Origin of the sequence: Janthinobacterium sp. GMG1 (genome assembly GCF_034427795.1) — a bacterium.
Lineage (GTDB): Bacteria > Pseudomonadota > Gammaproteobacteria > Burkholderiales > Burkholderiaceae_D > Janthinobacterium.
The window spans coordinates 1-16,541 of sequence record NZ_JAXQNT010000021.1; the positions used below are offsets into that span (position 1 = coordinate 1).

The following is a 16,541-nucleotide window of genomic DNA, read 5'->3' on the forward strand; positions in this document are numbered from 1 at the left end:
GTAGCATTCGTTGCGGTGGATCACTGGCCCTTGACTGCCAACGGGAAACTCGACAAGGCCGCGCTACCGCGGCCGGAAATGTCGGCTGCGCGTATTTATGTGGCCCCGCGCGGGCAAGTGGAAGAGACCATCGCTCAAGTCTGGTGCACTATCCTTGGCCTGGAGCGGGTGGGACGCGATGAACATTTTTTTGCGCTGGGCGGGCACTCCATGCTGCTGGTGCGCATGACACAGTTGCTGCGTCAGCAAGGTTTTCGCCTGGATGCTCGCTCCGTCTACGGCGCCGCTACCTTGGCCGATTTAGCATTGTTGGTGAGTAATTCGGTCGATCACGTGACCGCCCCGTGCGTCAGCGGAATTCCAGAAGGCTGCACCCACCTTGAGGCGGAAATGGTGCCGCTGTCTGACTTGACTGATGAAGAACTCGCGCGCATAGAACGCGCTGTCGAGGGTGGCGCGGAGGCGATCCAAGATATTTACCCCCTCTCTTCGTTGCAGGCTGGCATGTTATTTCATCACAGCCTGCAAACCGAAGGTGACGCCTATCAGATACGTTCGGTCTATGCCTTCAGCGTGCGATCCACGCTCGATCAGTTTGTTGACGCATTGCAAACCGTAGTGGCACGACACGATATCTTCCGCACTTCTTTCCACTCGACGGGCTTGCGCCAAGCGCAGCAGGTAGTGCAACGGCGCGCTGTCGTACCCATCCAAGAAATTACGTTGAGCCAGGGAGGCGACCCCTTAGCCGCCTTGTTGGATGCCACGGATCCGCAGCGGATACGCTTGGATCTGACGCGCGCGCCTCTTCTTCGGCTGCAAGTGATCTACGATCTCGATAATCGTCGGTGGCTACTCGCCATGCTGGACCATCATTTAATTAGCGACAATTACACGCTTCAGTTAATCAGTAATGAAATTGAAGCAGTGATGCTTGGGCGAGCACATGAATTGATGCCAAGCTGGCCATATCGCCAGTTCATGGAGCAGATTCTGAAGCAGGACACCAGTCAGCAGGAACTCCATTTCAAAGCCCAATTGGCTGACGTGGTTGCCCCGACCGCCCCTTATGGCCTGATGGATATTCTGGGGGAGGGCGACAACTTGCAGGAAGTACGTGCTGTCGTGCAGGCCAGCCTGGCGGCTAGCCTGCGTGAGACGGCCAGTCACTGGCAAGTATCGACAGCTGTACTGTTCCACGTGGCTTGGGCCTTGGTGGTGGCGCGCACTAGTGGGCATGACGACGTAGTGTTCGGCACCGTTCTTTCCGGGCGCCAAGGTGGCGCCGCCGGCATTGAACACGCCATGGGACTGTTCATCAACACACTGCCCTTGCGTGTCGCATTGAAGCGGCGCAGCGCAGAGGAGGTCGTGGCCGAGACCGCTGCGTCTTTGGCGCAATTGTTGTCGCATGAGCAGATGGCCTTGGCGCTGGCTCAGCGCTGCAGTGGCATTCCGACCGGCCTGCCGCTATTCACGGCGTTGCTGAATTACCGTCATGTCCGCTTGATCGAGGGGAAGCGCGATCCCGCCGCTGCTGCGCTTTGGGACGGCATCGCAATGCTGCATAGCGAAGAACGCAGTAATTATCCGCTTGGCCTGTCGGTTGACGACCATGGCGACGGCTTCTTGCTAACGTTGCAAGCGCATTGTGGGCTTGATTGCGAACGTATCCTCGGTTATGTGCAGGCTGCGCTCGCTGGACTCTGTCAGGCGTTAAGAGAGGGGGGCAAGAAACCAATACAGGCCATTGATATTCTTTCCTCAAGCGAGCGTGAGAAATTACTGTATGGCTTCAATGTCCATGTGTCGGACACGCCCCAGGTCAGCCTTGTGCATGAAATGTTTGCGCTGCAAGCGCGACTGTCTCCCGATGCGCTGGCCCTCGATGATGGCGAGCGACAACTCACCTTCCGTCAATTGGACTTGGAGGCGAACCGCTGGGCACAGGCTTTGCAGGAGCGTGGTGTCGGTCCAGAGCGGCTCGTGGCCGTTTTCCTGGAGCGGGGTATTAATATGGTGATCGCGATGCTCGCCGTGTTGAAAGCGGGAGGTGCATTTGTGCCGATCGATCCACGCTATCCGTCACTGCGCATTGCCAACATGCTTGATGATGTCTCGCCGACCGTCCTGTTTTCCACCTCTTCACTGGCGTCGCGTGTAGAGCAGTCGGCCTTTCAGGTCCTTGCTATCGATGTACCTCTGAACGGGGCAATGGAGATAGCATCCGCACCGGCTGTCGCTGGCATAGGGCCACAGTCATTGGCGTATGTTATTTTTACATCCGGCTCGACAGGCCGGCCAAAGGGCGTGATGGTGGAACACGGTAGCGTGTGCAATTTGATCGCAGCGCAAGCGCTGGCGTTCGGTGTGGATGGACAGAGTCGCGTGCTTCAGTATGCTTCGCCCAGCTTCGATGCCTGCGTTTCAGAAGTCTTCGTCACTCTCTGCAGTGGTGCGTCGCTGCACCTCGTAGCTGCGGAAGTTGTGCTGGCCGGTCCGTCCTTAGTCGATGTGGTGCAAGAACGTCAGATTACGCTCGCGACCATTCCACCTGCGGTGCTCAGCGCGCTAGATGATCCTGCGCCACTGGCCTGCATACGGACACTTGTCATCGCGGGAGAAGCTGCGCCTTCTGGGTTGGCGCAGCGTTGGGCGAAAGGGCGGCGGCTGATCAATGCTTATGGTCCTACCGAGGCTACTGTATGTGCAAGCATGTACGAATGCGAATCTGGCATTGAGGGCGTGGCGCCTATCGGTACGCCGATGGCAAACGTCAAGTTGTACGTTCTTGACGCATTGCTGCAACCGGTGCCACTGGGCGTGGCTGGCGAACTGTATATCGGTGGCGCGGGGGTGGCGCGTGGGTATCTTGGCCAGCCGGACCTGACCGCGGAACGATTCCTCGCCGATCCGTTTTCTGACCTGCCGCGGGCCCGCATGTACCGCACTGGCGATCTTGTCTGCCAGCGTGTCGATGGCAATCTTGATTACATCGGACGCAACGATCAGCAGGTAAAAATCCGAGGCATACGCATCGAGTTAGGCGAAATCGCAGAGTGTCTGCGTATACACCCGCAGGTGCTCGATGCGATTGCGGTGATACATCGTTCAGCGTCAGGTGCCACCCAATTGCTGGCATATTTCTGCGACCGACCAGGGGTAGCACCGGCGCCGATTGACGTCTTGCGGATGCACCTGGAGCAGAACCTGGCTGCAGCGTCGCTGCCTGCGGCATTGGTGAGGCTGGCGGCCCTCCCGTTGACGGTCAATGGAAAGTTGGACCGGAGTGCCCTGCCAGCACCCGAAGATGATGCGTTTGGCGAGCGCAGCTACAGTGCTCCGACATCGCAGGCGGAAGAACGCATTGTCGCCATCTGGTCTTCATTATTAGGCGTGTCCAGGATTGGTCGTGATGATAACTTCTTCCAGCTGGGTGGGCATTCGCTGCTAGCTATTGAATTGGTCGCTCACCTGCACCAGGCAGGACTGGAGTGCAGTATTGCTCAGTTGTATAAGACTCCGACGCCGGCCGGACTAGCCGCCAGCTGCGCTTTGCAGGACACAATGGCGCCGACGGCGCCGACGGCCAGCATCTTGATGGCGTTGAGCCAGCCGGAGATGGCACGCATAGAGGCACAGGTTTTAGGCGGGAGCGCCAATATAAAAGATGTATTTCCTTTGACTGCCTTGCAGGAAGGCATACTTTATCATTCAATCGCTGCAGAGCAAGGTGACGCATACTTGCTGCAAACCTTGCTGGCTTTCGATAATCGCGCCCGCCTCGACGGCTATCTCGACGCCTTGCGCCTGGTGATCGCCAGGCACGACGCCTTGCGTACGGCAGTCTTGTGGGAGGGGATAAACGCGCCTGTCCAAGTTGTGTTGCGTGAAGTTAATCTGTGCGTGGACGAGTGGCATGCAGGGAATGTTCCTGATGTGGAAGCGGCGTTACGCCAACGCTACGATCCAGGCCATATGCGTGTGAACCTGAATCAAGCCCCACTTATGCACGCGGCCGCCAGCTTTGACCCCGTCGGCGGACGGTGGTTGCTAGTCTTGTTGTGCCATCACTTGGTACTTGATCACACGACACTTGAAATCGTACTCGATGAAGTCCGCGCTATTCTGCGCGGACAGGCGAGCGCGTTGCTCGCGCCGCCATCATATGGTGCCTTGATCAGCGCTTCTTTGGAGGCTGCTCAACGCCCTGAGCACATACATTTCTTTTCAAATCTGCTAGGGACGTTGACCGAAGCCACTCTGCCATATGGACTCAGTGATATTCAAACGACGGGTAATACATTGCGCTCTGCCAGCGTTAAGTTGGATAGCGGACGCGTAACACGGCTGAAGGCCCAAGCTCAGGCGCTAGGAGTCAGTGCAGCAAGCCTGATGCATCTGGCTTGGTGCAGGGTCTTGGCGACGCTAGCTGACCGTAGCGACGTGGTTTTCGGTACGGTGCTGTTTGGTCGTTCGCGTGCCGATGGCGCACGTGCCGTAGGGCTCATGGTTAATACTTTGCCATTCAGGCTTGAACTCGCTGAATTGTCTGTGCGGGATGGCGTATTGGCTAGCCACGCGCTACTGGCGCAATTGATCGAGCGCGAAATGGTGTCATTAAGCAATGCCCAGCGTTGCAGCGGTATGTCGGCTCAATCAGCACTGTTTTCCTCACTGTTCAACTATCGATATTCTGCGCCGGACAGCGGTGAAACCAATGTGACCGGGCTAGAGGGCGTCATCGCCCTGTCCTCTGCCGAATTCAGCAATTACCCACTGAATACTGATGTAGATGATCACGGTGACACCATGTCGCTGACCGTGCAGATCGTTCAACCGTTTGATCCCTTGCAGGTGGCGTGCTTGTTTGATACATGCCTATCGTCTCTGGTCAATGCGCTCGATTTCAGTCCGCAAACGACGCTACTGTCGTTGGATATCATTCCCTCTGCTGAACGGGCAGTGCTTTTGCAGCTGGGAAGTGGTGAAGATGCGTTCGTTCCCGTGCGTGGTTTGCACCATAGTTTTGAAGACTTTGTACGAAGCCAGCCACAATCGATTGCCGTGCTCGATGGTGAAATTTCACTTAGCTATGAAGATGTGGACAGGCAGGCAAGGCTTATCGCCTTGGCCCTGCATCGCAACGGTGTCGGTGACGGCGATCGTGTTGGTCTGCATCTCGAACGCTCATGGCGCGTGCCAGTGGCGATACTGGGCATTCTCAAAGCTGGGGCGTCGTACGTGCCACTCGACGTCGGCCAACCGCCAGAACGCCTGGCTTTCTATCTCGAGGATTCGCGTCCGAGTTGCGTCCTGGTTGACGGCATACCCGGTGATTGGGTTGGCGTCGTGCCTTGCCTGGATTTTGCGGAGGCCAGCGTTGAGACGGCGGATTCCTTGCTACTTGCAAATTCATTGGATGGCGCGGAGCACGCTGGCGACGCCTATGTCGTCTATACATCAGGAACGACAGGCAAACCTAAGGGCGTGGTAGTTGGCCACTACGCGATGCAGCATCGCTTACTCGGATGGCAGCGCCGGCTTGGTCTGCTTGAGAAGCCGCCGCGCGTAATGCAGATGGCGGGTCTGTCGGTCGATATCTGTTTTGGCGACATGCTCAAAGCGCTAGGCACTGGAGGGGAGTTGGTGATCTGTCCCAATGCACTGTTGCTTGACCCCGCCGGCCTATTCGATCTGTTCCAACGCACTCGCGCTTCCTTTGGCGATTTTGTTCCGGCAGTTCTGCGCGAGCTGGTCACCTATGCCTCTGCCAGAGGACTGCGGCTGGACTATCTGCAACATATTTTGGTGGGGTCGGAGAGCTGGTATGGCGCCGACTTGAGCGCCCTTCAAACGGTCCTTGCTCCGCAGGCAAGGGTTTTCAATGCTTATGGGCAAACGGAATCGATCATTGATGTCAGTCTGCAGGATGTGACGGCGTTACAGCTGGCAACGGACAAGGTCGTGCCGATCGGTCGTCCGTTGCCAAATACCCGGATGCTGGTGCTTGATCGCCATGTCGCCATTCAACCACTTGATGTGCCTGGCGAGCTGTACATCGGTGGACCTGGATTGGCGAGTGGTTATCTTGACCGCGAAGAGTTGACCGCAGAACGTTTCGTTCATGTGGCCGGTGTCGACGGGTTGGTGTACCGAACGGGAGATTTCGCCCGTTTTAATAGTGATGGCACGATGGATTTCCTGGGGCGCGCCGACCAGCAAATCAAGATTCGGGGCTTTCGAGTTGAGTTGCAGGAGATCGAAGCGGCGTTGCAATCGATAGAGGGTATTCGAAACGCCGTTGTAGTGCTGTTCGAGCGCAGTCCTGGCGACAGTTTGTTAGTCGCGCATATCGAATGGCCTGGCATTCTGGAGGGAAGTCAAGGACATTTGCGGCAAGCTCTTAAGTCGCTGTTGCCCGAGTACATGGTGCCAGCTTGCCTCATGTTTTGTACGCAGTTACCGCTGCTAGCGAGTGGGAAGGTTGACCGGAAGTCGTTGCCGGAACCCGTATTCGACTTGGCTACCGGCGACGAGACAGCGGATACCGAAAGCGAGCAATTGGTGGCGTCTCTATGGCAAGAGCTGTTGCAACTGGCCGCACCGCCTGGACGCTATGCCAATTTCTTTGAACTAGGCGGACATTCATTGCTGGGCGTGCGTTTTGTTACGCGTTGTCGTGAACAACTGGAAGTCAATCTTGCGATCAAAGATTTGTTCATGCATGCCACGGTCTGGGAAATGGGGGCATGGATTGACTTGAAACGGGCTCTTACATACACGCCAGATTCCGGGTTGTCCAATGCTGTTGGAGACGAGATAACAGTCACCGAGTGGTAAGCCTTGTAAGGGTGATTCCAAGCGAGATCGCTGTTTGAACCATATCAGTAGGCCTGGCATGGATCTCGTCGGTGTACATCCGGATACCAATTAAGCGAATAGCCAGAATGAAGTGTGCACGAAGCATTGTTGCTGAGTTGAAGCGGCTCGGCGGCCATCTGTATGCGGAAGAGCGGCGATTGAAAACGGCGGCCGGGCTTGGCGCAATGACACCAGCGATGGGGATTGTTGTCGACACGCATAAGGAAGCGCAGATTAACCGATTAAGCGCGGCGCAATCCGAGAAAGTGGTTCCCGGCAAACGTTTCCCGCCAGCCTCCTGCTGGGCACACCGCGCTGTCCTATGGTCAGCAGGGGGTGTGCGGGCGTTGCCTGCACGGCGTACTGGCCGACATGACAACTGAACTGCTGTTTCCCTTCACTATCACGAGTAGAAAGTTTTATGATAAAAGCAATTGTCTTGAAAAACCGATGGACTTTGGTGTTATGTGCCTTGCTGTGCGCTACATCCGCAGCCGCCAATGTGTTGCTGCTCGACTATCTGAATGGACAGGTGAGCTCGACTTCTGCCAGCAATAGTGCCTGGCTGTTCCGCTACCTGCTCGGCGTAGGCGGTTTGTTTATTGTTTCGCTGGTCGCCAGCGCCCTCCTTGTGCGCGTTTCCACCAGTGCTATCGCCGATATCCGTACTCATTTGCTAAAAGGTATCTTAGCCACAGAGTATCGCGATATTGAAACAAAGGGTAAGGGCGCTTTGTTGGGAGTGCTCACCGACGATATTGACAATCTTGCCAATGGCTTTAGCGATGCACCGCAGTTCATGATGCATTCAGTCACCATCATCGCTTGCTTTTCATATTTGGCATGGCTTTCGCCCTATGCATTCGCTTGTTTCCTCGTAACAGTAGTATTGGGTGGTGCGCTGACGATGTTTATCTTGCAGCGTGGAAATAGGCAGTATGAAAATTATCGCGCACTGAAAGATGGCTATTACGTGCATCTTCATGCCATGTTCGATGGTGCGAAGGAGCTGGCCACAAATATGGCCAGGCGGCGGCATTTTATGCAGGAAGAATTGCTGCCTTCGGTAGGCTTGCTCAAGCGTTCGCAGATCAAGTGGGATCTCTATTGGCATCTGGGCCAGAGTTGGACCAGTGTGTTGCTATTTCTGGCGCTCGGCATTGCCCTTGCCGCAATTGAGTTTTCTCAGCCCGCGGTGCAGGGCCTGGCAGTGAGCTTCTTTGTCACTATCACGTTTGTATCGGGCTCAATCGACTTTGTCGTCAATATTATTTCGACTATGTCAAAAGCGATGGTATCGGCCCGCGTTGTATCGCGCCTTCAATTGACCTTGCCAGATGCGACTGTTCCTGCGCAAGTCCTCAATTCGCACGCTGACTGGCGTGAAATCAATTTCGAAAGTGTGTGCTACACGTCCAGCCATGGCGAAGATGCTGCATTTGAAATGGGACCGATTTCGCTCACGGTGCATCGAGGTGAAGTGCTATTCCTTGTCGGAGGAAATGGTAGTGGGAAGTCTACTTTTGCCAAGATCATGAACGGCTTGTATCAACGCAACTCGGGCGATATCCGTGTCGATGGAAAACTGATCGAATTGAATACGCCGCCTAGCTATAGATCCCTGTTTTCTACTATTTATTCCGATTATTACCTATTCGGCTCGGTGCTGGACAACAAGGGTGCACCCGTCGCTGATGAGCTTGCTAACAAAAAAATTGCGGAACTTAGCTTGACTGGCAAGGTGAAGGCCGAAGGGGGGCGCTGGTCCAGCACGGCCTTATCCCAAGGGCAGCGCAAGCGGCTTGCGCTGCTGCAGTGCTGGCTTGACGATGCCTCGGTTTGCGTGCTTGACGAGTGGGCCGCAGACCAGGACCCAGGCTATCGCGCTCATTTCTATGAAGTGTTGTTACCCGTGATGCGAGAGCAGGGGAAGACACTGATCGTCATCAGTCACGACGAGCGTTATTTTCATCACGCTGACCGGGTTTGCAAATTCGATAGTGGTGTGCTGTCGGGCTTGCCGCAACGGATATCCATTTGAGTTGACTGAGCTTCACATTTTCTTGTTCTAACCATTTGAAAATATTATGCCAATAAAACAACTTGTTGATCTACCCAATACGCTACCCGTACACAGCGTTGATCGGATGTCGCCTTTTCATTTTTGGCTTCATTGTCGTTTTCGCGACAAGCCACTGCACATTCGTGGCGCTGCATCTGACTGGAAAGCCACGAAAATGTGGACGCCGTCGTCGCTGAGTGCATTGCTTTCCGATACCGATGTAATCGTGGCCACCTGTAAAGCTGGCGTCTTTGACTATAACGCCAATGCCACAACTGGCCTTGTGCATGAGCGCGAAAAGGTTCCATTTTCGGAGGCCGTTGACGCCATTCTGGCCGCAAGCACTCATGGCGAGCATTTTGCGTACATTCAGCAGCATTCCATCGCCGAAAAATTCCCAGCACTGCAGGAGCAAGTTGAGCGGCCGGAATGTCTGGACCCGAGCAAGTTCTTAAACGAAGTGAACTTGTGGCTAGGCAGTGCTGGATGTTTCAGTCCATTGCATTTCGACGAGCTCGATAATTTCCTGGTGCAAGTATCCGGAAGGAAGCATTTGACTCTGTTCGACAAACGCGACAGCCCGCGACTGTATCCAAACGTGGGGCAGGAACTGGCCCATTGCAGCATGATCGATCTGCGACACCCGGACCATGCGCGCTTCCCCTTGATGGTTGGTCTGCAGGCCTATGCTATTACGCTTGAACCCGGCGACATGATCTATATCCCGCGCGGGTGGTGGCACGCCGTGCATTCGCTCGATACTGCTATCTCAATCAACTATTGGTGGAGCGGTATTTTCGATATTTTTCGTCAGGGTCTGCAAAGTGTCTGGAGCACAGAGGGCCGCAAGGAAATTGCCTTGTTCCTGCGCCAACTGACCAGTAGGGAGGGCAAATGAACGTGGAATCTGCACCACACCTGGCAACTCTCCAGCGTCTGCAACGTGGCGAGGAGCACGCGTTGTTTAGTGTCTTCCAGTTGTATGTCTATGACAGCTCGGTGCGCGATGGTGAAGAATTGGAAGAGGACGGCCGTTTTGGAATTTGTCCGGATAGCGTGAGCGCATATGTGCTCGATGCGGATAAAGCTGCCTACTGGATCAAGGTAGATGGTGCACTGGCGGGTTTTGTGGTCACGGAGCCGGTGGAACTGGCTGACGGAACAATCGTTGAAGAATTCGCGGACCTCTTTATTGTGAAGAAGCATCGTCGCCGTGGACTGGCGCTCGATGTGGCCAGGCAGTTACTGATCGGACAGGACAAACCATGGCTAGTTGCCGTCTATCGTGATGATTTTGTGGCGGCCGCATTTTGGAAGAGCGCTTTTGCGCGCCTGCCTTTCAGAGCTGTGCGATCCCATGCTGATCCTTCTTTGCCACAGTTCCTGTTGTACCTGATTGATGGGTAAATGAGCGGGGAAACCGCCATCTTGCTGCTTGCTTCAAAGGTCGCGGAGCATGAGATTGCGGTGGACATTTATTTGCCGAAAAAATGAAACAGACGATAGCAGCGCTGAATAAGTCTTTCGCTGAGTTTCTGTGAAATACGTATGTATAAAGCGGTTTTGTATTTATAAAAACGTTACAGAAAAGGAATGGATATGAGTGAAGTAGTTATTTTGGACGAGCATGATCGTGCCGCAATTCTATCCGCCATGTCGCTTGTTGGACGCGAATATGGCGAGGACGATTTTTACCAATTCTTTTATCAGTGCTCCCGCATGAACGGGATGTTGCCAACGCGCCTGAGCAAGGCCCTGTTCGATTTTAGAATGGGACGCAGTGGTTCTGTTTTATTGATCAAGGGTTTATTGACGCAGCAGCATGTTCCGCCAACGCCGGCTCTGCGCGGAAATACTTGGAATAAAACGACATTAGCTGCGCGTAAGATTATGTGCATTGCTCTCTCTCAACTGGGGCATATTTATAATTTTTTGGGGAAGAAAGACTTCGACTACATTGATGATGTGTTCCCTATTTATAGAGATCGAAATGAGCAGTTGGGCAGTAATTGTGATTTTCTGGAGTGGCATGTGGAGGACGGATTTCATCCTGCTAAAGCAGACCTTGCCGCTCTGTTTTGTCTGCGCGGTGATGCTGCGGTGCAAACACACATCTGTAAAGCCCAGGATCTCGATTTGGATGCAAATTTCCGCGCTGAGCTCATGAAGAAAAACTTCTTGATACAGGTTGATCCGACTTTTCAGCCAGGTTCCGGCGCCGAAGGGCAATTCCGTTGCGCAGTACTCAGCGAAGGTGAGGATCCTGAAATTATCTATGATCCGGCCTACATGATCGGCGCCACGCCAGAGGCGCAGGCTGCGCTCAAGCATGTGCACGATTGTATACAAGCGGCCTACCAGAGTATTACTTTGGAACCGGGGGACTTGCTAGTCTTTGACAATCGCCGCGTGATGCATGCACGCAGTGCCTATCAGCCCGCTTACGATGGTAGTGATCGATGGCTCTTGCGCAGCCTGTTATTAGAAAGCTATTGGAAGACGCGTGAATGCTTGGATCAACTTGCTTTGACGCCGGATTCCGTGGCTTGGCCTCCTCCCCGCAGTACATCGACTATTGCCCAGATAAATGGACGGAAGGGTGCGGAAAACGAGCGCTTCATACAACAGGAGGCCGTATCCGATCACGCTAGTCAGCGGAGCGAAGTTTAATGCGCGGGCAGCAATGGATGCGGCGCCCGTTTGTTTGGGCGTTGCTGGTGTTGGCTATGTTGACGCTTGCGCTGCTTACGATTTTCCTGGGCGTGCGAGGCAGCTTACCTTTGCTGGATGGACGAGTGCATGCGGCCGGGGTAACGGCGGACGTACAGATCACACGCGACGCCGATGGTGTTCCGACCGTTAGCGCGGGGGATCGAAATGACGGTGCGTATGCAATGGGATTTCTGCATGCGCAAGAGCGCTTTTTTCAGATGGATTTATTACGTCGCGCTGCGGCAGGGGAACTATCGGCCCTGCTCGGTGCTGATGCGCTGGCCGACGACAAGGACCGGCGGCGCTTTCGCTTCCGTGCTCGCGCGCAGGCCGCGGTTAAGGAACTAGAACCTGCAGAGCGGCTGATGCTGTCACGTTACGTGTTGGGGGTCAATGAAGGTCTGGCGCGCCTCACGGTAAGGCCATTTGAGTATCTGGCACTGCGCGAGGCACCTAAGGCATGGTTGGCTGAAGATAGCCTGCTGGTCCTGTGGGCTATGTACTTGGTGCTTCAGTCCAGTCAAGAACCGCGCGAGTTCGCGCGCGGTTGGATCAAGGACAACACGACGGCAGACCAGTTGGCGCTGTTGATGAATGAGAACAGCCATTTCGAAGCGACTTTAGATATGGTGCCTGCGGATATGCAACTGCCAACAATATCCAAATCAGCACCTGCATGGCTAGGCCGTAGAGGGTCTGGTGAAGGTACTGTTCATGTGCCTGCGGTAGGCAGCAATAGCTGGGCAGTAGCCGGTACACGCACTGCCGATGGGCGTGCCATTCTCGCCAACGACATGCATTTGGATCTGGGCCTGCCGAATACCTGGTATCGCGTTGCTATGCATTATCCAGTCGACGGGAAAATGCGCCGTGTTATAGGATTGACTTTGCCCGGTGTTCCATTGTTTGCGGTGGGAAGCAATGGTTTAGTCGCATGGGGTATGACGAACAGCTACGGTGATTATCTGGACCTGGTTGAAGTGCATTCCGATCCAGCCGATAAACGCCGTTTCAAGATTGGTGCCACCTGGCATAGCGCGATCGCACACGAGGAATTTATCGAGATCAAAGGTGAGGATGCTGTTCGGCTAACGGTGCTGGAAACGCCATTGGGACCCGTACGTGAACTTGCTGGACGCCATTATGCTGTGCATTGGATTGCTTCTGATCCGCGCGCGGTAAATCTACGCCTTTTTCATTTGGAGTCCGCGAAAAATGTTGGAGAAGCCACAGCCTTCGCCGCGAAAGCTGGTATGCCCTCCCAAAACATCACGGTCGTGGATAGCGTGGGGCAGATCGGGTGGAGTATTGCCGGCCCTTTGCCAAAAAGGCTGGCAGTGAATTCTGCCACATATCCATATACTGATAATGATGGGTATGGCTGGACCCAGTTGTTGCACAGTGCAGAGTATCCGACAGTAATCAATCCGGCCAACGGCATCCTGTGGAATGCCAACAATCGCCAACTTGCAGGTCCAGACTATGCGAAACTCGGCGACGGCGGCACCGATTTTGGGGCGCGAGCGCAACGCATTCGCGACAGCCTAATTACTTTGCATCGAGCAAGCGAAAACGATGTAATGGCAGTTGCCCTAGATACATCGGCAGGGTATATGGGAGCTTGGCGGGCCCAGGCTCTGTCTGCGTTGCCTGCCTCCGTAATTGCGGGTCACCCGGCACGTGCAGAATTCCGGCGCTTGCTCGAAACGGCGTGGGATAACCGGGCTGAAGCCAGTTCCGTAGGGTACCGTTTGACGCGCGCATATTATCAGGCGATTTACGATGAGTTATACGGTTATGCCGACGCGCAGATGGCCTCTTTAATTCCCGGCATGAGTTTTGAAACAGCAAATAGACGTTGGGGGGAGCTGAGTCTGAGTCTGCTGCAGCGACGGCCAACAGGATGGTTGGCGCAGGGACGAAGCTGGGAAAGCGTCGAACTAGCGGCGGTTGATCTGGCGATCCTCCGTCTAAGTGCGCAGGGCGAGACATTAGCTAACTCGACATGGGGAAAGCGAAATCGGCTCGAAGTTAGACATCCCTTGGCAACTGCCTTGCCATTTGGTTCTTTTTGGCTCTCTGTGCCGGATGAAGCGGTACCTGGAGATGATGACATGCCTCGTGTCAGTGGACCTAGTTTCGGTCAGTCCGAACGCTTGGTAGTGTCGCCGGGACGGGAAGAGCAAGGTTTGTTTAATATGCCAGGCGGCCAAAGTGGACATCCACTTTCCACCTATTTTCTTGCCGGCCATAAGGACTGGTTGCAGGGAAAATCGCGTTCTTTGTTGCCGGGAAAGACCCAATATCAATTGACGTTGACGACACAATGATGAACAAGCCAAGCATCGCGCACCACGGTGCTTGGTCTACGGTGTGGATAATTGCTGTGGCAATCGTGGTACGTCGCAGAAAAAAATAACTCATAATTTTTTCAGAACGCGGGAATCATGATTTTTGCTACAGCAGATTCGATCGTTGAAATTCAGCTTGGTAATGAGACGGCGCGAATATTCTTGATTCATTACGACCCGGCGAGTTTTTCACAAGAGTCATTTACGTCGGAAGCAATCACGCTTCCGTCAACAATTGCTGGCAGTGTGATGAAACGTCAAGCAGAGTACTTTTATGGTCGTCTGTGTGCCAAGTTTGCATTGAATGCTTTGAGCATGACGCGCTGTGATGTGGGTACCGGGAGGCAGCGTGAGCCGGTCTGGCCCGAACATGTCGTCGGCAGCATTACACACAATCACGAGTTTGCAGCCGCCATCGCATCGTCGTGTAATGTGTTTAATGGTATTGGCATCGACATTGAAGGCACAATTGGGCAGGAGGCGATAGACGCGGTCCTCGAAATCAGCGTCTCGCCGCGTGAGCTTGCCTACTTGAGGACGGAATTGACTACCTTGTCTTTTGAAGAACTGCTCACCATCGTGTTCTCGGTCAAGGAAAGCTTTTTCAAGGCAGTTTTCTCAGAGGTTGGGCATTATTTTGACTTCGGAGCAATTACTGTAAAAAAAATATATGTTGAGACGATGCAGGTTACGTTCGAGGTTAATCAATTTTTATCGCACCGTTTTACGCCGGGAACCAACTGGAATGCATATTTTCGGTATTTCGATCCCAAGACAGTGCTGACTATCTTCGCATGGTAGAAATTTTTCGCGTAAAAACTAAAGAAAGATTGCCAGCTGATCGCCATTCTGTTTTTTTGAATGTGATAGGAGGTTTCAGCTAAATTTTCATAGCGCGCCATATCGAATAGTGTACTGATTTGCGATGTACCGTTCGCTTCACTGATTTTACCTGGACTGTCAAGATCGCGGAAAAATAATGTATGCAAACCTCATCAATACATGGCGTACAAGGTATCTCCTGTTTATGTTCTTGCACATGAAAGAAAATTTATCTTTAGAAAATTATTGCTTACACTTTCGTGGTAATTGGCGTAAGATTGTATTTACGGCAACCGGCAGAAAAAGTTTCACGATCTTGTAGTCAGGAGAAATAAAATAAGTGATATCGGCATGATTCGTGTCGATTCAATTATATATTTCCGAACTTCATTTTCGTTCTAAAAATCCATTGAGCATCGAAAAGCACAGTTCATCGTGCGGGATTTGCTCGCGCAAATTTTAGAGTTCGCTCGTTTCGGTTCTCGCTTTTTTCGCATTAATCGGTTTATTGAGTGTTATTAATAATATATGACAAATCCAGTAACTACCATATTCCACCGCTCACCCATTCAACAAGAAATCAGTTTACAAGTGGTCGAGGCCGCACTGTCCGATCCTTTGTTTGAGTGGGCCGGTGAAGGAGAGCTGCAGGCATCGTCTGAACGCGTGACGACCGACATTCGGCGTGAATTGCTGCAACTCGGTTCGATTCCCGGCCAGTGCGGCAATTTCTTCGGACCGGGCGGACATCCTTTGTTCGCGGTGCGCTTTGTCTCCCGCTGCCGGGAACGGCTCGACGCTTCTGCTGATCCGGGACCTGGTCATGCATTCGGCCGTATGGGAAATGGCAGCGCTGGTCGGTCCGGGCTTGCAGGTGGTGAGTGCGGAGGAACAAACCGTGGACGACGCTGTCACTGTGATGGAGTGACTAGCCACTAAGAAAAAGACGGCACTACGCAGCAGCCCCGATACGCACAGCCCCTGGAAAAATCACCATGTCCCTTCCGCAGCGGGGAAGGATATCTATACACTTTTGAAGAGTTATATGAACAACGCACTGAGTATTGTTACTGAATTGGTTCGCCTGGGTGGACGCGTCTATGTGGAGGATGGCCGTTTGAAGACAGCAGCGCCGCCGGGAGTGATTACCGCGGCGCTCGGCGCGGCAATTCGCACTCACAAGGATGAATTGATGGCGCTTCTTGGCAGCGCGCGCGACGAAGCGCTGAGCAAGGACGCGCCGATCGTGCGCCGCGAACCCGGACGGGCGCTGTTGTCGCATGGCCAGCAACGCCTGTGGTTGATCGATCAGATGGGTGGCGGGGCGAGCGCGCAGTATCATATGCCGACGGTCCTCGAACTGCGGGGCGAGTTGAATGTGGCGCTGCTGCAGCAGGCACTGCTGCTGCTGGTGCAGCGCCATGAAGTGCTGCGCACGACCTATGCCAGCGATGGCGATCATGCATGGCAGGAAGTGCAGGAGGTGGCCACGCTGGCCCTGCCGGTGCTGGCGGTGGAAGATGAGGCGGCCATGGCGGAGGCCATCGAAGCGGAGACAGGGCGGCCGTTCAACCTGCGTTGCGAGCTGCCATTGCGGGCGCAATTGCTGCGCCTGGCGCCGCAGCGCCATGTGCTGGTCCTGGTGCTGCACCATATTGGGTCGGACGGCTGGTCGGGCGTGATCGCGGTTACGGAATTCTGCCAAGCCTACGTGGCGCTGGTCGAGGGCC

8 protein-coding genes are annotated in these 16,541 nt (G+C 54.2%); all 8 read left to right on the forward strand.

Annotated features, from left to right (window positions below; genetic code table 11):
- Positions 1–30: 30 nt before the first annotated feature.
- Positions 31–6,843, forward strand: coding sequence for a non-ribosomal peptide synthetase (locus tag SJI03_RS28500; RefSeq protein WP_322429415.1), 6,813 nt, complete (start codon positions 31–33; stop codon positions 6,841–6,843).
- 442 nt (positions 6,844–7,285) lie between these two features.
- The gene (locus tag SJI03_RS28505) at positions 7,286–8,905 is read left to right on the forward strand and encodes a cyclic peptide export ABC transporter (protein ID WP_099380876.1); all 1,620 of its coding nucleotides are present in this window, start codon (positions 7,286–7,288) and stop codon (positions 8,903–8,905) included.
- Between the two features lie 46 nt (positions 8,906–8,951).
- Positions 8,952–9,824, forward strand: a complete 873-nt coding sequence (locus SJI03_RS28510; RefSeq protein WP_322429416.1) for a cupin-like domain-containing protein — start codon at positions 8,952–8,954, stop codon at positions 9,822–9,824.
- Complete coding sequence (locus tag SJI03_RS28515) at positions 9,821–10,333, forward strand: GNAT family N-acetyltransferase (RefSeq protein ID WP_158301401.1); 513 nt, start codon at positions 9,821–9,823, stop codon at positions 10,331–10,333. The genes SJI03_RS28510 and SJI03_RS28515 overlap by 4 nt, the downstream gene beginning before the upstream one ends.
- 192 nt (positions 10,334–10,525) lie before the next feature.
- Positions 10,526–11,596 (forward strand): TauD/TfdA family dioxygenase, encoded by a 1,071-nt coding sequence (locus SJI03_RS28520; RefSeq protein ID WP_158301400.1) that lies wholly within the window; start codon positions 10,526–10,528, stop codon positions 11,594–11,596.
- Positions 11,596–13,968 carry a penicillin acylase family protein gene (locus tag SJI03_RS28525; protein ID WP_322429417.1) on the forward strand — a complete coding sequence of 791 codons (2,373 nt, stop codon included), beginning with the start codon at positions 11,596–11,598 and terminating at the stop codon, positions 13,966–13,968. Before SJI03_RS28520 ends, SJI03_RS28525 begins: the two co-directional genes overlap by 1 nt.
- Before the next feature lie 117 nt (positions 13,969–14,085).
- Positions 14,086–14,790 carry a 4'-phosphopantetheinyl transferase family protein gene (locus tag SJI03_RS28530; RefSeq protein WP_322429418.1) on the forward strand — a complete coding sequence of 235 codons (705 nt, stop codon included), beginning with the start codon at positions 14,086–14,088 and terminating at the stop codon, positions 14,788–14,790.
- Positions 14,791–15,856: 1,066 nt separating this feature from the next.
- Positions 15,857–16,541 (forward strand): condensation domain-containing protein (locus tag SJI03_RS28535; protein WP_322429419.1); only part of this gene is annotated, 685 nt, incomplete at its 3' end.